At 64.5% G+C, this 18,918-nt stretch carries 21 protein-coding genes; 14 read left to right on the forward strand and 7 right to left on the reverse strand.

What is annotated here, in order from left to right; translation table 11 throughout:
• The first annotated feature begins 40 nt into the window (after window positions 1-40).
• The 9 genes from ACKLLE_RS04365 (at window position 41) to ACKLLE_RS04405 (ending at window position 7,318) form a co-directional block, all read left to right on the forward strand.
• Window positions 41-391, forward strand: a complete 351-nt coding sequence (locus ACKLLE_RS04365; protein WP_420056988.1) for a (2Fe-2S) ferredoxin domain-containing protein — start codon at window positions 41-43, stop codon at window positions 389-391.
• Window positions 388-1,305: an ABC transporter substrate-binding protein gene (locus tag ACKLLE_RS04370; protein ID WP_420056989.1), complete on the forward strand. Its 918-nt coding sequence runs from the start codon at window positions 388-390 to the stop codon at window positions 1,303-1,305. The genes ACKLLE_RS04365 and ACKLLE_RS04370 overlap by 4 nt, the downstream gene beginning before the upstream one ends.
• Window positions 1,306-1,438: 133 nt before the next feature.
• Entirely contained in the window at window positions 1,439-2,356 is a 918-nt protein-coding gene (gene ctlX, locus ACKLLE_RS04375; protein ID WP_064301783.1) for a citrulline utilization hydrolase CtlX, read from the forward strand.
• 28 nt (window positions 2,357-2,384) lie between these two features.
• Window positions 2,385-3,431, forward strand: a complete 1,047-nt coding sequence (locus ACKLLE_RS04380) for an ornithine cyclodeaminase (protein WP_420056990.1) — start codon at window positions 2,385-2,387, stop codon at window positions 3,429-3,431.
• A gap of 268 nt (window positions 3,432-3,699) precedes the next feature.
• Window positions 3,700-4,479, forward strand: coding sequence for an ABC transporter substrate-binding protein (locus tag ACKLLE_RS04385; RefSeq protein ID WP_420056991.1), 780 nt, complete (start codon window positions 3,700-3,702; stop codon window positions 4,477-4,479).
• Between the two features lie 83 nt (window positions 4,480-4,562).
• Window positions 4,563-5,273 (forward strand): ABC transporter permease, encoded by a 711-nt coding sequence (locus ACKLLE_RS04390; protein ID WP_009403812.1) that lies wholly within the window; start codon window positions 4,563-4,565, stop codon window positions 5,271-5,273.
• Window positions 5,270-5,983, forward strand: coding sequence for an ABC transporter permease (locus ACKLLE_RS04395; protein WP_420056992.1), 714 nt, complete (start codon window positions 5,270-5,272; stop codon window positions 5,981-5,983). Before ACKLLE_RS04390 ends, ACKLLE_RS04395 begins: the two co-directional genes overlap by 4 nt.
• Before the next feature lie 3 nt (window positions 5,984-5,986).
• The gene (locus ACKLLE_RS04400; protein ID WP_240500597.1) at window positions 5,987-6,811 is read left to right on the forward strand and encodes an ABC transporter ATP-binding protein; all 825 of its coding nucleotides are present in this window, start codon (window positions 5,987-5,989) and stop codon (window positions 6,809-6,811) included.
• Between the two features lie 12 nt (window positions 6,812-6,823).
• Window positions 6,824-7,318, forward strand: a complete 495-nt coding sequence (locus tag ACKLLE_RS04405; RefSeq protein ID WP_009403806.1) for an Lrp/AsnC family transcriptional regulator — start codon at window positions 6,824-6,826, stop codon at window positions 7,316-7,318.
• Between the two features lie 103 nt (window positions 7,319-7,421).
• On the opposite strand, the gene ACKLLE_RS04410 is transcribed toward ACKLLE_RS04405, so the two are convergent.
• Window positions 7,422-9,131, reverse strand: coding sequence for a putative bifunctional diguanylate cyclase/phosphodiesterase (locus ACKLLE_RS04410; RefSeq protein ID WP_420056993.1), 1,710 nt, complete (start codon window positions 9,129-9,131; stop codon window positions 7,422-7,424).
• A gap of 242 nt (window positions 9,132-9,373) precedes the next feature.
• Here ACKLLE_RS04410 and ACKLLE_RS04415 point away from each other — a divergent pair, with 242 nt between their 5' ends.
• The 4 genes from ACKLLE_RS04415 to ACKLLE_RS04430 all read left to right on the forward strand — a co-directional run bounded on the left by ACKLLE_RS04415 (window position 9,374) and on the right by ACKLLE_RS04430 (window position 12,628).
• Window positions 9,374-9,688 (forward strand): helix-turn-helix domain-containing protein, encoded by a 315-nt coding sequence (locus tag ACKLLE_RS04415; protein ID WP_009397077.1) that lies wholly within the window; start codon window positions 9,374-9,376, stop codon window positions 9,686-9,688.
• 219 nt (window positions 9,689-9,907) lie between these two features.
• Entirely contained in the window at window positions 9,908-11,212 is a 1,305-nt protein-coding gene (locus tag ACKLLE_RS04420) for a C4-dicarboxylate transporter DctA (RefSeq protein WP_420056994.1), read from the forward strand.
• Window positions 11,213-11,241: 29 nt separating this feature from the next.
• Window positions 11,242-11,949, forward strand: a complete 708-nt coding sequence (locus tag ACKLLE_RS04425) for a FadR/GntR family transcriptional regulator (RefSeq protein WP_064301789.1) — start codon at window positions 11,242-11,244, stop codon at window positions 11,947-11,949.
• A gap of 16 nt (window positions 11,950-11,965) precedes the next feature.
• Window positions 11,966-12,628: a GntR family transcriptional regulator gene (locus ACKLLE_RS04430; RefSeq protein ID WP_420056995.1), complete on the forward strand. Its 663-nt coding sequence runs from the start codon at window positions 11,966-11,968 to the stop codon at window positions 12,626-12,628.
• Here ACKLLE_RS04430 and ACKLLE_RS04435 read toward each other — a convergent pair.
• From ACKLLE_RS04435 to ACKLLE_RS04455, 5 genes are all read right to left on the reverse strand, one after another.
• Window positions 12,625-13,674, reverse strand: coding sequence for an AI-2E family transporter (locus tag ACKLLE_RS04435; RefSeq protein ID WP_064301791.1), 1,050 nt, complete (start codon window positions 13,672-13,674; stop codon window positions 12,625-12,627). The two genes, ACKLLE_RS04430 and ACKLLE_RS04435, sit on opposite strands and share 4 nt — an antisense overlap.
• Before the next feature lie 116 nt (window positions 13,675-13,790).
• Window positions 13,791-14,579 carry a DUF4892 domain-containing protein gene (locus ACKLLE_RS04440; protein WP_064301792.1) on the reverse strand — a complete coding sequence of 263 codons (789 nt, stop codon included), beginning with the start codon at window positions 14,577-14,579 and terminating at the stop codon, window positions 13,791-13,793.
• Window positions 14,580-14,696: 117 nt separating this feature from the next.
• On the reverse strand, window positions 14,697-15,551 hold the full coding sequence (locus ACKLLE_RS04445) for an alpha/beta fold hydrolase (RefSeq protein ID WP_420056996.1): 855 nt from the start codon (window positions 15,549-15,551) through the stop codon (window positions 14,697-14,699).
• The gene (locus ACKLLE_RS04450; RefSeq protein WP_064301794.1) at window positions 15,548-16,342 is read right to left on the reverse strand and encodes an alpha/beta fold hydrolase; all 795 of its coding nucleotides are present in this window, start codon (window positions 16,340-16,342) and stop codon (window positions 15,548-15,550) included. Before ACKLLE_RS04450 ends, ACKLLE_RS04445 begins: the two co-directional genes overlap by 4 nt.
• A gap of 152 nt (window positions 16,343-16,494) precedes the next feature.
• Window positions 16,495-16,824 (reverse strand): hypothetical protein, encoded by a 330-nt coding sequence (locus ACKLLE_RS04455; RefSeq protein ID WP_081263095.1) that lies wholly within the window; start codon window positions 16,822-16,824, stop codon window positions 16,495-16,497.
• Between the two features lie 268 nt (window positions 16,825-17,092).
• Here ACKLLE_RS04455 and ACKLLE_RS04460 point away from each other — a divergent pair, with 268 nt between their 5' ends.
• On the forward strand, window positions 17,093-17,371 hold the full coding sequence (locus ACKLLE_RS04460) for a LuxR C-terminal-related transcriptional regulator (protein ID WP_420056997.1): 279 nt from the start codon (window positions 17,093-17,095) through the stop codon (window positions 17,369-17,371).
• 46 nt (window positions 17,372-17,417) lie between these two features.
• On the opposite strand, the gene ACKLLE_RS04465 is transcribed toward ACKLLE_RS04460, so the two are convergent.
• A complete protein-coding gene (locus tag ACKLLE_RS04465) occupies window positions 17,418-18,887 on the reverse strand; it encodes a hypothetical protein (RefSeq protein WP_420056998.1) in 1,470 nt (489 codons plus the stop codon).
• Window positions 18,888-18,918 lie beyond the last annotated feature (31 nt).

Below are 18,918 nucleotides of genomic sequence, written 5' to 3' on the forward strand. Positions count from 1 at the left end.
GGGAGCTGGCTTGCCAGCGATGCTTTACCAAGGAAACACCATGAACGAACAGGACATACCCACCCACCCCGACTGGTCGCATATCCCCGAACATGCCCGCCACGTCATGCTCTGCACCGGCCCGCGCTGTACCCTGCGCGGGGCGCTGAAGGTGTGGAAGACGGTACGCAACGAGCTGCTCGCCGCCGACCGGATCGAGACGAAAAACGGCGTGCTGCTGACCCGCACCCATTGCCAATTCCCCTGCAACCTCGGGCCTATCGCCACGGTCTATCCGGACCGTTGCTGGTACCGCATCGCCAGCCACGAGGACGCCCGGCGCTTTGCCCGCGAGCATCTGGTCGGCGGGCGACCGGTCAAGGACCTGCTGCTCGAGCGAGGTACCCAATGAAACACAGCCTCTGGCTCGCCCTGCTGCTGGGCACCAGCGCCCAGGCCCTCGACTACCGCAACTGCGGCGAAGACTGGGCCCTGCGCCAGTCACCGCCCCAGCGCATCCTCGCCCTCAACCAGCACGCAGCCGACATGGTCCTGGCCCTGGAAGCCGGTCCGGCCCTGGCGGCGGTGAGCTATATAGATGACGACGCCAGCGCCCTGGCCGCCAATCACTATCGCGGTGTGCCGCTGCTGTCGCACAAATATCCCTCGCCGGAAGTGTTGTATGCCGGGCGCTACGATCTGGTGATCGGTGGTTTCCAAAGTGCCTTCCGCGATGGCGTAGGCCCACGTCGCGACCTGGCCCGCCACGGCATCGCCAGCTACCTGCTGGAAAATGCCTGCCCGGAAAAGCCCAGCGCGAGCGGTTTCCAGGCCATCGAACAGGACCTGCGCACCCTCGGCCGGCTACTTGAGCGCATGCCCCAGGCCGAACGCCTGATCGCCCGGCAGCAAGCCGACCTGAAGGCAGCGCAGCAGCTCGCCGATGGACACCCGGCACTCAAGGTCTTCTACCTGGACAGCGAAACCCGCGGTCTCGACAGCGAAGGCAAGCAGGGTTTCGTCAGCGAGCTGATCGCCAGCGCCGGCGGGCGCAACGTCCTCGCCGATCTCGACCTGAGGCGCGTCACCGTGGACGCCGAAACCCTGCTGCAACTGGACCCGGATGTCCTGCTGCTGGCAGATGCCGTCTGGTCCACCGCCGCTGCCAAACGCGCGTACCTGGCCGGTCACCCGGCCCTTTCCCGCCTGCGGGCGGTCAGGGAAAAGCGCATGATCGACGTGCCGTTCACCCATCTGGTCGCCGGCGAACACAGTGCCCGCACGGCCCTGCACCTGGCCCGTGAACTGGCAAGGATCAACCACTGATAACCGACAGCCGATTCGGCTGCAAAATCGCCGCTTTCAGCTTTCCCGGCTGGGCACTTCATAGGCTTCAGCCGGGATTGCAGCGCCATCGGGAGGACAATGTCCGCATCGCCAACACCTGGATGCGTGCCCGATGCAAACAACAAATACGGTCCTGATGATCCGCCCGGCGCGATTCGCCTTCAACCCGGATACCGCCCGCGACAACCATTTCCAGAAACCGCTGCTGGACGCCGACAGCGCTCAAGACAAAGCGCTGGAGGAGTTCGACGGCTATGTCGATACCCTGCGCCAGCACGGCGTCGAAGTGCTGGTGGTGCAGGACACCCCGGCACCCCATACCCCGGACTCGATCTTTCCCAACAACTGGTGGAGCAGCCACGCCGACGGCAGCCTGGTGCTCTACCCGATGGAAGGCCGCAACCGCCGCCTGGAACGGGACAAGGGCGTGCTGCGTGCACTCGACGAACGCTTCGCCATTCGTACCACCATCGACCTCAGCCCGCTGGAGCAAGCGGATATCTTCCTCGAAGGTACCGGCAGCATGGTTCTCGACCGCGAACACCGCATCAGTTATGCCTGCCACTCCGGGCGCACCCACGGCGAGGCCCTGCGCGAGTTCGCCGAACGCCTCGATTATCGCCTTTGCGTGTTCCACGCCGTCGATCGCCAGCAGGCACCGATCTACCACAGCAACGTGATGATGAGCGTCGGTCGCCAGCTCGCCGTGGTCTGCCTCGACGCCCTGCCCAACGCCGCCGAACGCTACACCCTGGAACGCAGCCTGCGCGATACCGGCAAGGACATCCTCGCCCTGGACTTCGACCAGCTCGAAGGCTTCGCCGGCAACATGCTCGAAGTCCATGACAAGCATGGCCAGCCGCTGCTGGTGATGTCGCGCAGTGCCTGGAACTCGCTGAACCCGGCGCAGCGCCGACAGGCCGAGCGCCACAGCCGCCCGGTGGTAGTGAATATCGACCATATCGAACGCATCGGTGGCGGCAGCGCGCGCTGCATGCTCGCCGAAGTGCACCTGCCCGTTCGCAACTGAAACCGACGCCAAGAAAAAGGAAGCCATCATGACCCGCTATATCGACGTGACCGACCTCAGCCACCTGGTGGCCCGCAAGGGCCTGACCACCTGCCTGGAACAAATGGCCGAGTACATCCGCCAGGACTACCTGCGCTGGCACGACTTCGAAAAGTGCGCGCGGGTGGCCAACCATTCGCCGGACGGCGTGATCGAGCTGATGCCGGCCTCCGACGCCAACCTGTACGCGTTCAAGTACGTCAACGGCCACCCGAAGAACACCCGCAACGGCATGCTCACCGTCATGGCCTTCGGCGCCCTGGGTGACGTCGACACCGGCAAGCCCCTGCTGCTCAGCGAGATGACCCTGACCACGGCGCTGCGCACCGCTGCCACCTCGGCCCTGGCCGCACGCTACCTGGCCCGTCCGGACAGCCGCAGCATGGCGCTGATCGGCAATGGCTCGCAGAGCGAATTCCAGGCCATCGCCTTCCACGCCCTGCTCGGCATCGAGGAAATCCGCCTGTACGACCTCGACCCGCAAGCCACCGCCAAGCTGGCCGCCAACCTTGCCGGCTACCCGGGCATCCGCCTGGTCCTGGCCCGGTCGGTGGCCGAGGCGGTACGCGGCGCCGATATCGTCACCACCGTCACGGCCGACAAGGCCTACGCCACCATCCTGACCCCGGAAATGATCGAACCCGGCATGCACCTCAATGCGGTCGGCGGTGATTGCCCGGGCAAGACCGAGCTGCACCGCGACATCGTCGAACGCTCCCGGGTGATCGTCGAGTACGAGCCGCAAAGCCGCATCGAAGGCGAGATCCAGCAGATGCCGGCCGATTCGCCGGTGACCGAGTTCTGGCAGGTGGTCAACGGGCAGGTCAAGGGCCGCGAATCGGCAGGCCAGGTGACCCTGTTCGACTCCGTCGGCTTCGCCATCGAGGACTACTCGGCGCTGCGCTATGTGCTGGATATGGCCAGGGCCCTGGACATCGGCAGCGAGATCGAACTGGTGCCGGATCTGGACAATCCGAAAGACCTCTACGCCCTGCTTCAGCCGTCAGTCAGCGAAGCGCAGAAAAAACGCGCCTGAACCCAACGGATCCGCCGTGGCAGCACCACGGCGGATCGGAAAACGCTGCGCCAAAGCCTAAACAGGAGGCACCTCGACAGGATCGGCTGCCGCGCGCGCCGCTAACAGCGTATTCCGGCAGTCGGCGCCCGCCTTTACGACACAAAAAATCCGCTGCCATCACGCATCCTGAGTCCCTGACCAAAGAGTCACCGTACGACCGCACGGCTCATAACCACGAAGATTTTCCACCGCCCTACATCAACAACAAAACACAGGGAACCCACACATGACCTCACTGCGCAAACACCTCGGCGCGCTCCTCCTGACCCTCTGCACCAGCGCGGCCCAGGCCCAGGAATGGAAGGAAATCCGCTTCGGCGTCTTCCCCGAATATCCACCCTTCGAGTCCGTCGCCGCCGACGGCAGCCTGCAAGGTTTCGACATCGAGCTGGGCGATGCCATCTGCGCCAAGCTGGAAGTCAAGTGCACCTGGGTGCACAACGAGTTCGACGGCATGATCCCCGCCCTGCGCGCACGCAAGTTCGACGCCATCATGTCGTCCATGGCGGTCACCCCGGCGCGGCAGAAACAGATCGACTTCAGCGACCGCCTGTTCCTCAGCCCGACCTCGGTGATCGTGCGCAAGGGTGCCGACTTCGGCGACACACCCGAGTCGCTCAAGGGCAAGTCGGTGGGCGTATTGCAGGGCTCGCTGCAGGAAGCCTACGCCCGCGCCAAACTGGCGCCGCTGGGCGTGCAGGTCAAGGCGTACCAGGCCCAGGACCAGAACTACGCCGACCTGGTCAATGGCCGCCTCGATGCCACTGTCACCGACAAGCTGGAAGCCCAGCTCAACTTCCTGAGCAAGCCCGAAGGCGCCGGCTTCCAGAGCGGCCCGGCGATCAAGGACCCGACGCTGCCGCTGGACATCGCCATGGGCGTGCGCAAGAACGATACCGAGCTGCGGGATCTGCTGAACAAAGGCATCGCTGCCGTGCTCGCCGATGGCACCTTCGCCAGGATCCAGCGCAAGTATGTCGGCGACCTGGACATCTACAACGAGTGACCCGCCCGGGCGGTGACCCGGGCCCGGCGCCCAGGTCACCGGCACGCCCAAGCCCAACGTCCAACGCCCAACGAGACTTTCCCGTGAACGACTTCCTTCACTCTGTCAGCCTGCAGGGTTTCGGCCCGCTGTTGGCGCAAGGGACCTGGATGACCCTGAAACTGGCCTTCCTGTCCCTCGGCCTGAGCCTGCTGCTGGGCCTGATCGGCGCCAGCGCCAAGCTCTCCACCCTGAGCCTGCTGCGCATTCCCGCCACGCTCTACACCACCCTGATCCGCAGCGTCCCGGACCTGGTACTGATCCTGCTGATCTTCTACACCTTCCAGATCTGGCTCAACGACTTCACCGAGTGGATGGGCTGGGGCTACGTCGAGATCGACCCGTTCGCCGCCGGCGTCCTGACCCTTGGCTTCATCTATGGCGCCTATTTCACCGAGAACTTCCGCGGCGCCATCCTCAGCGTGCCTGCCGGACAACTGGAAGCGGCCACCGCCTACGGCCTGAGCCGCGCCCAGCGTTTTCGCCTGGTGCTGTTCCCGCAACTGATGCGCTTCGCCCTGCCGGGCCTGGGCAACAACTGGCTGGTGCTGCTCAAGTCCACCGCGCTGGTCTCGATCATCGGCCTCGCCGACCTGGTCAAGGCCGCGCAGAACGCCGGCAAGAGCACCAATAACGTCCTGTACTTCCTGATCATCGCCGGGCTGGTCTACCTGCTCATCACCACACTCTCCAACCGCCTGATGAAGCGTCTGGAGCGACGCTACAACACTGGCATCAAAGGGCTCGCATCATGATCGAACTGATCCAGGACTATGGCCTGGCCTACCTGTACAGCGACGGTGCCGGGCTTTCCGGGCTGGCCATGACCCTGTGGCTGTTCGTCGTCACCATGATCGTCGGCTTCCTGCTGTCACTGCCGCTGGCCCTGGCCCGGGTCTCGCGCAGGCCGTGGCTGCGCTGGCCGGTGGAGTTCTACACCTGGCTGTTCCGCGGCACGCCGCTCTACATCCAGTTGCTGATCTGCTACACCGGGTTGTACGGCCTGGAGGTAGTGCGCGATCACGAGATGCTCGACCGCTTCTTCCGCAACGCGCTGAACTGCACCCTGCTGGCCTTCGTCCTGAACACCTGCGCCTACACCGTGGAGATCTTCGCCGGGGCCATCCGCAACATTTCCCATGGCGAGATCGAGGCGGCCCAGGCCTACGGGCTGCATGGCTGGAAGCTGAACCTGTTCGTGGTCCTGCCGGCGGCGCTGCGCCGTTCGCTGCCGTCCTACGGCAACGAACTGATCCTGATGCTGCATGCCACGTCCCTGGCCTTCACCGCGACCATCGCCGACATCCTCAAGGTGGCCCGCGACGCCAATGCCGCGACCTTCCTCACCTTCCAGGCCTTCGGTATCGCCGCACTGCTGTACATGCTGCTGTCCTTTGCGCTGGTCGGGCTGTTGCGCCTGGCCGAACGCCGCTGGATGCGTTTTCTCGTTCCTTCCCGAGGCTGACCCATGACCACTTCCGCACACGCCTTGTCGATTCAACCCGACTTCACTGCTCAACCGAGGGCCGCTTTGAACAGCGCCGCGATCAAGCTGACGGTGGACGCGCTGCACAAAAGTTATGGCGATCACCAGGTGCTCAAGGGCGTCTCGCTGCAGGCGCGCAAGGGCGACGTGATCAGCCTGATCGGCGCCAGCGGCTCGGGCAAGAGCACCATGCTGCGCTGCATCAACTTCCTCGAACAACCGGAAGCCGGCGCCATCACCCTCGATGGCCAGACCATCGAACTGCGTCAGGGCCGCGGCCCGAATCCGGCACAACTGCAAAACCTGCGCACGCGCCTGGCCATGGTCTTCCAGCATTTCAACCTGTGGAGCCATATGACCGTGCTGGAGAACATCACCCTCGCCCCGCGCCGGGTGCTGGGTATCACCCGGCATGAAGCCGAGGCCCGGGCGCGCGCCTACCTGGACAAGGTCGGCCTGCCCGCCCGGGTCGCCGACCAGTACCCGGCCTTCCTTTCCGGCGGCCAGCAGCAAAGGGTAGCGATCGCCCGGGCCCTGGCGATGGAGCCGGAAATCATCCTGTTCGACGAACCGACATCAGCTCTTGATCCAGAGCTTGTGGGAGAAGTCCTAAAGGTCATACAGACGCTGGCCGAGGAAGGTCGTACCATGCTGATGGTCACCCACGAGATGGGCTTTGCCCGCCAGGTGTCCAGCCAGGTGCTGTTCCTGCATCAGGGGCGCGTCGAGGAACAGGGAAGCGCGAGCATCCTCGACCAGCCGCAAAGCGAGCGCCTGCAGCAATTTCTTTCCAACCGCTTGAAGTGAAACAACGCCACCATGGATACCAAGGCCAACCCGACCCATGCCAACCCGCCGCTGGACCGCATCGACGAAGCGATCATCGATGTATTGCGGCATAACGGCCGGATCACCTACGAAAAGCTCTCGACCCTGGTGCACCTGACGCCCCGGCCTTGCCTGGAGCGGGTGCGCAAGCTGGAGCGGCGCGGGGTGATTCGCGGCTACGGGGCGATCATCGACGTGCAGATGGTTTCGCCGGGGTTGTCCTTGCTGGTGCTGGTGGCGTTGTCGAACCAGAGCGGGCGTTCGGCGCAGAAAGCCTTCGAGGCCTGTGTCAGGGCCTGTCCGCAGGTCTTCGACTGCCAGCTGATCAGCGGGCACTTCGACTACAGCCTGCGCATGCGCTGCCGCGACATGGAGCATTACCGGGTGCTGACCGAGACCTGGATGAACAACGACGAATTGCATATCGACAAGCTGGTGGCCCATCCGGAGCTGGCGGTGGTCAAGAACACCGCGCCACAGCTGTAGATCTTGCAGTGCCTGTACCGGCCCTATCGCTGGCAAGCCAGCTCCCGCAGGTTCTGCGGTGTACGCGATCCCTGTGGGAGCTGGCTTGCCAGCGATAGGGCCATCAGCATAACTGCGCCCCGAGAGCCTTGACCTGCCACTCCTGCGGCTGCCGGTACCCCTCCACCCATTCCACCACCTGCCACGCCGGCATCGGTCGGGCAATGCCGTAGCCCTGGGCGATGTCGCAGCCCAGGTCCATCAGCAATTCGCCATGGGCCACGGTCTCCACGCCTTCGGCAATCACCTGCCGGTCGAACTCCCGGGCCAGGCCGATCACCGCACGGGTCAGGGCCAGGTCGTCCTGGTCATGCAGAATGTCCTGGATAAAGGATTTGTCGATCTTCATGGTCTGGGTCGGCAGCCGCTTGAGGTAGCTGAGCGACGAATAGCCGGTGCCGAAATCGTCCAGCGAGAAGCGCACGCCGAGGCGCTGGCAGGCCTGCAGGCAATCGCTGACCCGCTGGAGATTCTCGATCGCCACCGATTCGACGATCTCCAGGTCGAGCATCTGCGGCGCCACCGAGGCATGCCGTGCCAGCAGGCGTTGCAGGCGCACGACGAAATCATCGCGCTGGAAATGCCGCGCTGCGATGTTCACGCTCACCGGCCAGTGGCAGCCCTGCGCCTGCCATTGCTGCATCTGCGCCAGGGCGCGATCGATCACCCACTCGCCTATATCGACGATCAGGTCGGTACGCTCTACCAACGGCAGGAAATCCCCCGGCGGTACCACGCCGCGCAGTGGATGGTGCCAGCGCAGCAGCGCCTCGAACCCGACCACCGTGCCACTGCGCATGTTGACCTTGGGCTGGTAGTGCAGCGACAGGTCGCCGTGATGCAGGGCATGGCGCACCTGTTCGACGGTCTGGTGGGTGGCCTTGACCTCCTTGTCCAGCGACACGTCGAACAGGTGGTAGCGATTACGCCCGCGCTGCTTGGCCAGGTACATGGCCTGATCGGCGTGGCGCAGCAGGGTGTCGGCATCATCGTCGTCATGGGGGAAGCGGGTCACGCCGATGCTGGCGCTGACGCTGATGGAGCGCCCGCGGATCATGCAGGGCTCGGCCAGGGTACGGAGGATCCGGTCAAGGCTGTCCTGCAGGCAGGGTGGCCCGTGACGGTCACCGAGGATCAGCACGAACTCGTCGCCGGACAAACGCGCCAGGGCATCGCCGGGGTCGAGGAAACGCTTAAGGCGCCGCGCCACCTCCACCAGCAGCAGGTCGCCGCTGTCATGGCCATAACCATCGTTGACCGCCTTGAAACCGTCGAGATCGAGCATGCACACCGCCAGCGAGGTTTTCGCCATGCGCGCACGCTGCAGCGTTGCTTCGAGCAGTTCGCCGATGCAGGAACGGTTGGGCAGGCCGGTCAGCGGATCATGCCCTACCCGCCATTCCAGGCTGTGCAGCATCTGCCGCTTGTGCGTGACATCGAAGCGGATCGAGGCGTATTTGCGCAGCTCGCCAGTGTCGCGGTCGAACAGCGGCACGATGGTGCTGTCGACCCAGAACAGCGAACCGTCCTTGGCCCGGTTGCACAGCTCGCCCTTCCATACCTCGCCGGCGGTCAGGGCCCGCCACATGTCCCTGAACACCTCAGGGCCATGCTGGCCGGACTTGAGGATACGGTGGTCGGCACCCAGCAGCTCTTCCCGGCTGTAGCCGGATATGGCACAGAACTGCTCGTTGACGTAGGTGATACGCCCGTCGAGGTCGGTCTCGGAGAAGATCGCCGCGGCGTCCACGGCAGTACGGTAGCCCTCACCCATGGGCCACCCCGACATAGGACGTCTGCTGCGCGGCAGTGATTGGCAACTTGGAACGCACGATAAAGCTCCATGAGCCGCAGAAATACACGGGTTGTTCTCACCGAAGCCCGCTGCGGGAAAACCTGTCCAGGGAGCAAATTCTACGAGAAGCATCACCTTTTGCAATCCAAGGTGATGGCACCAGAGGTTGTCCTTTAAAATTATTTGTCGTTAAGTTCTTGATTCTAAAAGGGAATTGAGCGATGGAAATTTCAAGTTTGGGGTCTGCCATCAGACGCTATCGCAAGGTGGCCGGGCTTACCCAGGCGGAATTGGGGGAGAGAGCCGGGTTCGACCCCAAGACCATAAGCCGCTTCGAAACCGGCACCTACACCCCCAGCGTCGAAACCCTTGTCATTTTTGCCCGCATTCTGGGCGTCAAACTCACCGCCTTCTTTACCGATCTTGATAGCGAAGAAGAACAACGCGCCTATCTGTTCGGTGTCATCCACAAAGCCCCGCGCCAGGACCTGAGCAAACTGATCGCCGCTGTCGATCAGGCGCTCTCGGACAACTGACGGCAGGCATCGCGACGGAATGGTTCGCACCTTGGAAATGCAATATCAATACGCCTTTACTGGTCAGACCGGTAAAACCAATTATCGCCTGCCCCCTTGCGCCAGCGAAAAATCGGTGGGTATAGTGGCCGCGCACTGGACATACCGGTAAGACCACAATAATTAAGTCCGACGCGCCATCTTCCCCTGGCAGCCGGACACCGACCAGAGATCCCTCCCATGCTTAAATGGTGCTCGCGTTCGATCTTTCTCCAAGTAGTGCTCGGCCTGATGCTCGGCATCGCCTGCGGCCTGAGCTTCCCCGACCTCTCCCTGCAACTCAAGCCCCTCGGTGACGGCTTCATCAAGCTGATCAAGATGCTGATCGGCCTGATCGTGTTCTGCGTGGTGGTCAGCGGCATTTCCGGTGCCGGCGACCTGAAGAAGGTCGGGCGCATCGGCCTGAAATCGGTGGTCTATTTCGAAATCCTCACCACCATCGCCCTGGTCCTGGGCCTGGTGCTGGCCTTCAGCACCGGTATCGGCAGCGGCGCCAACATCCACCTGGACCAGCTCTCGGCCACCGATGCCGGTGCCCTCGCCGAGCGCGGCCAGCATATCCATAGCACCACCGCGTTCCTCATGGACCTGATCCCGACCTCGGTGATCGGCGCCTTCGCCGATAACAACATCCTCCAGGTCCTGCTGTTCTCGGTGCTGTTCGGCAGCGCCCTGAACCTGGTGGGCGAATCGGCTTCGGGCATCTCGCGGCTGATCAACGAGCTGAGCCATGTGATCTTCCGCATCATGGGCATGATCGTGCGCCTGGCACCGATCGGCGTATTCGGTGCCATCGCCTTCACCACCAGCAAGTACGGCCTGGACTCGCTGCAACACCTGGGCGGCCTGGTAGCGCTGTTCTACCTGACCTGCGCCGGCTTCGTCCTGCTGATCCTTGGCGTGGTGATGCGCGTGTCCGGCCTCAAGCTGCTGCCCTTCCTCAAGTACCTGCGCGAAGAACTCACCATCGTCCTCGGCACCGCTTCGTCCGACGCCGTGCTGCCGCAGATCATGCGCAAGCTCGAGCACCTGGGCATCGGCAGTTCCACCGTCGGCCTGGTGATTCCAACCGGCTACTCCTTCAACCTCGACGGTTTCTCCATCTACCTGACCCTGGCCATTGTCTTCATTGCCAATGCCACCGGCACGCCGCTGGCGATGACCGACCTGCTGACCATCCTCCTGGTGTCGCTGGTGACCTCCAAGGGTGCCCATGGCATTCCAGGCTCAGCGCTGGTGATTCTTGCCGCGACCCTCACCGCGATCCCGGCAATACCGGTAGTAGGCCTGGTACTGGTGCTGGCGGTGGACTGGTTCATGGGCATCGGCCGCGCGCTGACCAACCTGATCGGCAACTGCGTGGCCACCGTGGCGATCGCCCGCTGGGAGAAGGACATCGACCTGGATCGCGCCCACAACGTCCTCGACGGCAAGCAGGGCTACAGCTTCCAGCCGCGCAAGACGGCACACCAGCAAGAATTCTGAAGCATGACCGATAGTTCCTGGAGCAACCTGTGATCACCTCATCGACCGTAGTCAACGCAGTAGTGGAAAAACTGCGCCAGGCCCTGGCCCGAGGCCAGTGGCGCTCCGGCGAGATGCTGCCGGGGCAGCGCGAACTGGCCGAGCAACTGGGCATCAGCCGGCCCAGCCTGCGCGAAGCGGTGACGGTACTGGAAACCCTTGGCCTGGTGCGATCCATGCCAGGCAAGGGCGTCCTGGTGCTCGATCCCGATACCGCCGAGCCGACGCTGGTCCCGGCCGCGTCGGTGGCCGAGGCCAGCCTCGAGGATGTACTGCAACTGCGCTACACCCTCGAGCCATTTATCGTCGGGCTGGTGGCGCAGTCCATCAGCAGCAGCGAGACCGGGCAATTGCGCCTGACCCTGATGGACATGCGCGAAGCCCTTGAAGCCGACGACGCCGAAGCCGGGGTCGGTGCCTACATCGCCTTCCATGAGGCGCTGTTCGCCCTGACCTCCAACCCGATCTTCCAGAGCGTGGTGCAGCAGACCAGCAACGCCCTCAAGCAGAGCGCCCAGGTGCTGCGCAAGTCCCCCGAGCATCTGGCCGCGCGCCTGGCGGAGAACGAAGCGGTGGTACGCGCCATCCGCAACAAGGACAGCGCCCAGGCCAGCGCCCAGATGCGCCGGCACATCCTCGCCGAGGGGCGGCGCATGGGTATCGAACTGAAGATCCCGGACGAGCAGCCGGGTCATTGACTACAGGAGAGCGAAGATGAATACCTCCCTGCCCTTCCTCATGGCCGGCGGCGGACGCCGGATGTCCGCGGACGAGATCTATCCGCAGCTGTTCGACGCCATCCTCGAACAGCGCCTGGGCCCAGGCACACCATTGACCGAACTCGCCCTCGGCGAAGCATTCGGGGTGAGTCGCACGGTGATTCGCCGGGTGCTGGGCCGGCTGTCGGACCAGCAGGTGATCGTCCAGCGTCCGGCCCATACCGCGCGCCTGGCGGCGCCGGACCCTGAACAGGCGCGGCAGGTCTTGAGTGCCCGGCGCCTGGCGGAAACCACCCTGATCGAACTGGCCGCACAGCGCTCGCGGCCGGGGCAATTGCGCCAGCTGCGCGAGCTGATCGCCCGCGAGCGCCTGAGCCACGAACAGGGCCAGCGCTGCACGGCGATCCGCCTTGGCGGCGAGTTCCACCTGAAGCTTGCGGAGATCGCCAACAATGCGCCACTGACGCGTTTTCTCAACGGCCTGGTACCGATGACCTCATTGATCATCGCCAAGTACGAACAGCATGGCTGCGAGCACTGCGCCTGGCAGGAGCATGCGGCACTGGTGGATGCGCTGGAGGACGGTGACAGCGAGGCCGCGTTGCGTCTGATGCACGTGCATCTGGACCGCATCGAGGCCAAGCTGGATTTAGGTTAAGCGCGATTCGCCGGGCCGCTGCGATTGGACCAGTCCACCAGCAGGCTGTAGCCCACCGCCAGCAGGGTCGGGCCGATGAACAGGCCGATGAAGCCGAACGCCAGCAAGCCGCCGAAGACGCCGAGCAGCACGATCACCAGCGGCAGGTCGCCACCGCGGCTGATCAGGTAGGGCTTGAGCACGTTGTCCACGCCGCTGATGATGAAGGTGCCCCAGATCCCCAGGAAGATGGCCATGCCGTAGTCACCCTTCCAGGCCAGCCAGGCGGTGGCGGGTACCCAGGCCAGCGGCGGGCCCATGGGGATCAGGCTAAGCATGAAGGTCACCAGGCCGAGCACCAGCGCCCCCGGCACCCCGGCGATCAGGAAGCCGATCAAGGCCAGCAGGCCCTGGGCGGCGGCGGTGCCGATCACCCCGTTGACCACCCGCTGCACGGTGCCGGCCACCAGGCCCAGGTAGTAGGCGCCGCGATCGTCCACCAGGCGCTCCAGCAGGCGCAGGACGAAAGCCGACAGACGCGGCCCGTCGCGATAGAAGAAGAACACGAAGACCAGGCTGAGGATCAGTTCGACGACACCACTGCCCAGTTGCGCGCTGCGGGCCAGGATCCAGTTGCCGACCTGCCCGAGATGCGGCTTGACCGTGGTCAGCAAGGCCGCGCCCTGCTGATCGAGTGTGTTCCAGTAGCGCACCAGGCGTTCACCGAAGAAAGGCACGCTGCCCAGCCAGGCCGGGGCGTCCGGCAGGCCGTCGACCTGCACGTCGCGGATGAATGCCGTGGCGTCACGCACATGGTCGGCCAGGTTGAAGCCAAGCCAGACCAGGGGCAAGGCCACCAGCAGTAGCCACAGGCAGGTCAGCAGGCTGGCCGCAAGGGTTTCGCGCCCACCGCACCAGCGCGTCACCAGGCGCATCAGCGGCCAGCTGGCAAAGGCCAGGATCGCGCCCCAGAGCAGCGCGGAAATGAACGGGGCCATGACCCACAGGGCGGCGCCGAGCAGGGTCAGCAAGAGGATCTGCACCAATAGGCGGTCGTTGTTGAGCATGATGAATCCTTGGCTTGACGCAAAACCCTGTGGGAGCGGGTTCACCCGCGATTGCGGTATTGGGGCCGCTGACGCAATCGCGGGTAAACCCGCTCCCACAAGGGACCAGTGTCGCTTTAGCGGATCAGTTCCACATGCAGGCCGGCAGCCGGTTTGTCGCCGGTCTCCAGCCTGGCCGCCCGCACACCCGCCGCACTCAGCTGGTCATTCCACGCCACCGCCTTCGCCCCGGTCAGGCTGACCCGCAGGCTGCTGTCCAGGTTCAGGCTGCGTGCCAGCAGTTCCACCCAGGCCTTCGGCGGTTCGCCATCGAGGTCCGGGTAGTCCAGCTTGCCCGTGCTGCGCAATTCCCGAAGCACCGTGGCCGGGGTCGGCAGCAGGTCGCCCAGCGGCGCATTGGCCTCGAATTTCTCCACATGCAGGAAGGCCCGCTTGTTGCCACGGGTGATGGCGTACAGGGCGACCAGGGTGTCGTGGTCGTCGCCGGAACGGCGCAGCAGGATGAACGCCTGGTCCTCGTCCGAGCCATACAAGCGTGCATTGCGGAATATCTCGTTGGCCCACAGGCTGCTTTCGCCGCAGTCGCGCCGCTCGCACCAGAACAGCGGATAGCCGCCGTCGGCCTGCAAGGCTTCGCGGGCGGCGGTGAAGGCTTCGCCGGCACTGCGCTCGGGCGGCAATTGCCAGGTGGTGGAGCTGACCTGGCCACGGCTTTCGACCTTGCCTTCCATGCGCAACTGCCCGCTGATCTTGCGCAGCGGACCCAGCGGATAGACGCGCTCCTGCTCCCGCGCCGGCTGTTCGTCGAACACCTTGGCATCCTGCGGAATCGGCAGTTCGCCAGCGGCCTGGGCAGCGCCGGCGACCAGCAACAGCGCGGTAAGAACGAACCGGACGGCACTCATCGGCGAACCCCGCCGGCATGGCCGGCGTGGCGTACGGAAAGGGGGCTGCTGTCGTGCTGGGTCATGATTGTCTCCCTGATCAAAACCCGCCAAGCCTCGACAGTTGCCCGTTACAAGTCAAGGAATGGCAAAGAAGCGATTGAAACAGTCTGCAACAAGCGTTGCGCCGGCCTCGTCGTTCAGGTGCAGGTGATGGCCACCGGGCAAATGTTCCAGAGTGAAGGGTAGCTGCTCGAGCAGGCTCGTGTTGCGCGCCAGCATGCCGTCGTCGGCCACCACCAGGGTGGTCGGGCAGGCAATGCGCCGGACGAAACTCAGCGCCTGCTCTTCGCTCATGCGCAGCGGCGACGGCAGGGTCAGGCGGCTGTCGCTGCGCCAGCTGAAACCGCCCGGCACCGGCACCAGGCCGCGCTGGGCAAGGAGCTCGGCGGCCTCGCGGGTGACCGCGACCATGCCCTTCATCCGTGCTTCCACCGCCCGGTCCAGCTCGGCATACACCGATTTGCGCTTGCCTTCATGGCGCAACTGCGCCTCCAGGGCCATGCCCATGCGCTCGGCGGCATCCTGCGCCGCCGCACCCGGCGGAATCACCCCGTCGATCAAGGCCAGGCGCTGGATCCGCTCGGGCAGGCTGCCGGCGAGGATCACCGAAACGATCGCCCCCAGCGAATGCCCGAGCAGGGAAAAACGCTCCCAGCCCAGTTGCCCGGCAACCCGCAGCACATCATGGGCGTAGTCCCACAGGGCATAGCCGGCACCGGCCGGCCGGTGCCCGGAGTAACCGTGCCCGGCGAAATCCAGGGCGACGATGCGCAGCCCGTGCAGCCTGGGCGCCAGGCGGGCAAAGCTGTTGGCGTTGTCCAGCCAGCCATGCAGGGCGATCACCGGCCGGCCATCCTCGGGCCCGTACAAATGCGCAGCCAGTTCGATATGCCCCAGGTCCAGGCGGATTTCCTCGACGGGATGGCTCATGCCGAGCGCTCCTGCCAGCGCTGGAACACCGAGCGGATCAGGCGCGCGGTATCGTCCGGACGCTCCAGCGGGAACATGTGCCCGCCGGCGACGCTGTGGTTTTCGCCCAGCGGCATGCGCCGTACCGCCTGGGCGTGGTGGGCGCGGACGATGCGGCTGTGGCTGCCGCGCACCATGGCCAGCGGCACCTTGAGCTTGCCGGGCGATGCCGGCCGGGTATGCGGGATGCTGCGGTAGATGCGCATCTCGATGGCCGGGTCGAAAGCCAGGCGCAAACCCTCGCCTTCGGTCTTCAGGCCATGTTGCAGGTAGGCTTCCAGGCAGTCCGGGTCGAACGCACGGAACAGCGACTTGGCGGAGAAGTAGGCGCGGGCCTGGTCAAGGTCGTCGAAGGCTTCGCGGCGGCCCTCGGTGCGCCCGGCCGGGGTGATCCGGTCGATGAAGCCCCAGCGCTTGGCCAGGCGGATCAGCCACTGGTCGGCGAGGGTCAGCACCGGCGAGTCGAGCATCACCACCCCGCGGTACAGCTCGGGGCAGCGCAGTGCGGCATGCAGGTGCAGCACGCCGCCAAGGGAATGGCCGACGCCCCAGACCGGTTCGCCTTGCCGTTCCAGGTGATGGATCAGCTCGTCCACCAGCAGCAGCCAGTTGTCCCCGGCCGGAAAGCGCGGGTCGTGGCCGTGCTGTGGCAGATGCTGGACCTGGTAATCCGGCGCAAGCCCGGCGAACAGCTTGCCGTAGGTGGCCGAGGGGAAGCCGTTGGCATGGGCGAAGAAGATCTGTTGCGACATTTTCGGACGGCCTGCTGCGGAAAAAACTGACAGTGATTGTCCGCAACGGATGGAGATGGAGCAATGACCGGAACAGCCATCAGGGACGGCACTCCGGTCAGGAACCCTGTGTCGCTGTTCAGGGCCTCATCGCCGGCAAGCCCCCACAGGGCTCAGAACCCTTCGAACGAGCGGTGCAGGCAGGCCTGGATATAGGCCACCTGGTACTCGTAGGCCTCACGCACCTGATGGCGCTCCTGTTCGCAGAGCTGGGCCCGCTGCATGGCCAGGCACGACACCTGGAGCATCTTCGCCATCTGCTCGCAGGCCAGCTGGAACTGCTGCAACTGCTCGGACTCGCGGCGATTGCCGTAGCGCCGCACCAGCGCGTCGAAGCGGGCATCGGCGGCATCGTGCAACACCTGGAACTCGGCGAAGTCCAGTTGATGGTTGAAGTTGCATTCATCCAGTACCTGGCGCAGGTCCGCTGAACAGGCTCGCATTCCATTACTTCCGATCATGGGGTTTCCTCCCAGGGCATGCTGCTCGTACACCTCCACGCTAGCAATTCGGGGTGAGTGCAACAACTGACAAAAATATCAGGTCGGCGCATCGAAAGCGGGGGCGTGCCCACCGCACAAAATCTTCACAACTGATATTTTTGTCAGGTTTCAACATGAAGAATCGGCGATATAAGTGTGTCCGTACCGTCCCGGTCGAATCGATTTTCGAAGGAATCACACTGCACTTCCAACGTCAGGAGCTCACTTCATGTACGCATCCCAATCCCTTGGCAGCGCCCCGTCCCTTGCTCCGGTCCAGCGCGCGCCCACCCTGTCGGAAGACCCCATCAGGCTGACCCTGCGCGAAACCGTGGTCCTGCAATGGAGCGCCGAAGGCAAGACGTCCTGGGAGATCGCCCACATCCTGCAATGCAGCGAGTCGGCGGTGAATTTCCATTTCTGCAACATCCGCCGCAAGTTCGGCGTGACCTCGCGCAGCGCGGCGATGCTCAAGGCCCTCGACCAGGGCTTGATCAAGTTGCGTTGAATCCGTCGCCCAGGCCGGCCGCAAGCAGTCGGCCACGGGCGCGGCATCAAGGGATGAGCGTCAGCCTGAGGCTCGGAAAGTTCGGCGCGGCCTCGTACGGCCAGGTCTCACCAAGGTCGAAGCTGACGTAGACTTTCACGCTGAGCACTTCCCCGATCTTCAGCGATTCGAGGAACGCCTTGGTGATGACCACATCACCTTCGGCACCGATGCCGCTGACCAGCTCCGCCTCGGTGACCCGATGGTCGTACAGGGCCCGGTGCACCAGGGTTTCGCCTGCGGGGTTAACGCCACTGACCAGAATCCTGACCATCTGATCGGTGGTCATCAGCTTCCAGAACGCAAGGGTCAGGCGCGCCCCCGAGGCCGGCACCCCCGCCAGGCTGAGCCCATTGCTGGTCTGGCCCTCGCACTGCACGGTAGGAAATCCGGACGAGACCTTGCTGACGCGGACACGGCGCGGCGTCGATGGCAGCACCTCGCCAGGCCCTCTTACCTCGTAATACAAGGTCACCGTCTTGCCGATCGATGCAATCACGCTTTCCCTTGGAATACGGCAGAGCCGCGGATCACCGTCCTTGTCCAGCAGGCCCTCGAAGTCCGCCACACTGCCGGGGTCATCCCAAAGCACCCAGACCTCCTCGTCAGGATGAATGAGCACTTGCGCGTCGAGCACGGCCTGTATGCCGCTGCGCCCTTTCTCGGGATCGAGCACCAGTTCCTCGCCGACGCCATCGGCCTCCACTACATCCAGCCACAGCAGTTCCCGCGGTATCGGCGTGGCACTGACCGTCAAGGGCACCTGCCGGGAGGAAACACTGGGATTGCCGGCGCGGTCCGTGACGTCGTAATGCACATAACGCCGGCCATCGCCCCGCTCGCGAATCAGGTTGCCGTCGAAGACCAGCTCCAGCGGCTTGCCGGTATCTTCGGAAGTAAGCGTGCGCGAGCCCGCCTGATGATAGGCGAAGGGCTCATCGTCCCAGTACCAGGTCAGCGTATCGCCGGGACGTACCTCGCGGTACTCCGGAACCTGCGCCACCACCCGGTCGTTGCAGGCCTCCAGGTACTGCCAGGTCAGGCCGCCGTCGATGACCTCGGTCGGAAAGACCAGGGCGCCCTGCTCACCGCCCAGGATCGGCGGTGAGGTATCGATGGTGATGATGAGCGGCTGCGATCCCTGGGGCGAGCCATTGTAGAGCACCACCTTGTACTCCATGCGTTGCTGCCCTTCGGTGAGAAACTCCGTCGCCACCGTCAGGTGCAGATCTTCCGGAAGGATCGGCGTGGTCCAGAATCGCGTGGCTACGGTCTTTTCATTCCAGAACAGCTCCAGGCTCTCGGGATGGTCCGGCGAGGGGTCGCTGTGCAGCCATTCCGGGATCTCGACCGCCAGCGGCACCTGCAAGTCGTCGATATGCAGCAGGTTGGGCTGGCCACCGTCGATATCGTCGAGCAGGGCGTCGACGATGGGTGGCGGGAGCAGTACCAGGGCTTCTTGCAACGGGGTCGACATCGGCAGCTCTCCTCAAGAAAGCGGATCGGTA

Source organism: Pseudomonas bharatica (genome assembly GCF_048586865.1).
GTDB classification, from domain to species: Bacteria; Pseudomonadota; Gammaproteobacteria; order Pseudomonadales; family Pseudomonadaceae; genus Aquipseudomonas; species Aquipseudomonas bharatica.

Bases quoted from the DNA above. Each gene is read 5' to 3' on its own strand.
- ACKLLE_RS04420 (WP_420056994.1), top strand. From the start codon at position 9,908: ATGCTTAAATGGTGCTCGCGTTCGATCTTTCTCCAAGTAGTGCTCGGC.
- ACKLLE_RS04440 (WP_064301792.1), bottom strand. From the start codon at position 14,579: ATGAGTGCCGTCCGGTTCGTTCTTACCGCGCTGTTGCTGGTCGCCGGC.
- ACKLLE_RS04465 (WP_420056998.1), bottom strand. From the start codon at position 18,887: ATGTCGACCCCGTTGCAAGAAGCCCTGGTACTGCTCCCGCCACCCATC.
- ACKLLE_RS04445 (WP_420056996.1), bottom strand. From the start codon at position 15,551: ATGAGCCATCCCGTCGAGGAAATCCGCCTGGACCTGGGGCATATCGAA.
- ACKLLE_RS04435 (WP_064301791.1), bottom strand. From the start codon at position 13,674: ATGCTCAACAACGACCGCCTATTGGTGCAGATCCTCTTGCTGACCCTG.
- ACKLLE_RS04450 (WP_064301794.1), bottom strand. From the start codon at position 16,342: ATGTCGCAACAGATCTTCTTCGCCCATGCCAACGGCTTCCCCTCGGCC.
- ACKLLE_RS04395 (WP_420056992.1), top strand. From the start codon at position 5,270: ATGATCGAACTGATCCAGGACTATGGCCTGGCCTACCTGTACAGCGAC.
- ACKLLE_RS04410 (WP_420056993.1), bottom strand. From the start codon at position 9,131: ATGGGTGAGGGCTACCGTACTGCCGTGGACGCCGCGGCGATCTTCTCC.
- ACKLLE_RS04430 (WP_420056995.1), top strand. From the start codon at position 11,966: ATGAATACCTCCCTGCCCTTCCTCATGGCCGGCGGCGGACGCCGGATG.
- ACKLLE_RS04385 (WP_420056991.1), top strand. From the start codon at position 3,700: ATGACCTCACTGCGCAAACACCTCGGCGCGCTCCTCCTGACCCTCTGC.
- ACKLLE_RS04400 (WP_240500597.1), top strand. From the start codon at position 5,987: ATGACCACTTCCGCACACGCCTTGTCGATTCAACCCGACTTCACTGCT.
- ACKLLE_RS04405 (WP_009403806.1), top strand. From the start codon at position 6,824: ATGGATACCAAGGCCAACCCGACCCATGCCAACCCGCCGCTGGACCGC.
- ACKLLE_RS04365 (WP_420056988.1), top strand. From the start codon at position 41: ATGAACGAACAGGACATACCCACCCACCCCGACTGGTCGCATATCCCC.
- ACKLLE_RS04455 (WP_081263095.1), bottom strand. From the start codon at position 16,824: ATGCGAGCCTGTTCAGCGGACCTGCGCCAGGTACTGGATGAATGCAAC.
- ACKLLE_RS04415 (WP_009397077.1), top strand. From the start codon at position 9,374: ATGGAAATTTCAAGTTTGGGGTCTGCCATCAGACGCTATCGCAAGGTG.
- ACKLLE_RS04370 (WP_420056989.1), top strand. From the start codon at position 388: ATGAAACACAGCCTCTGGCTCGCCCTGCTGCTGGGCACCAGCGCCCAG.
- ACKLLE_RS04460 (WP_420056997.1), top strand. From the start codon at position 17,093: ATGTACGCATCCCAATCCCTTGGCAGCGCCCCGTCCCTTGCTCCGGTC.
- ctlX (WP_064301783.1), top strand. From the start codon at position 1,439: ATGCAAACAACAAATACGGTCCTGATGATCCGCCCGGCGCGATTCGCC.
- ACKLLE_RS04380 (WP_420056990.1), top strand. From the start codon at position 2,385: ATGACCCGCTATATCGACGTGACCGACCTCAGCCACCTGGTGGCCCGC.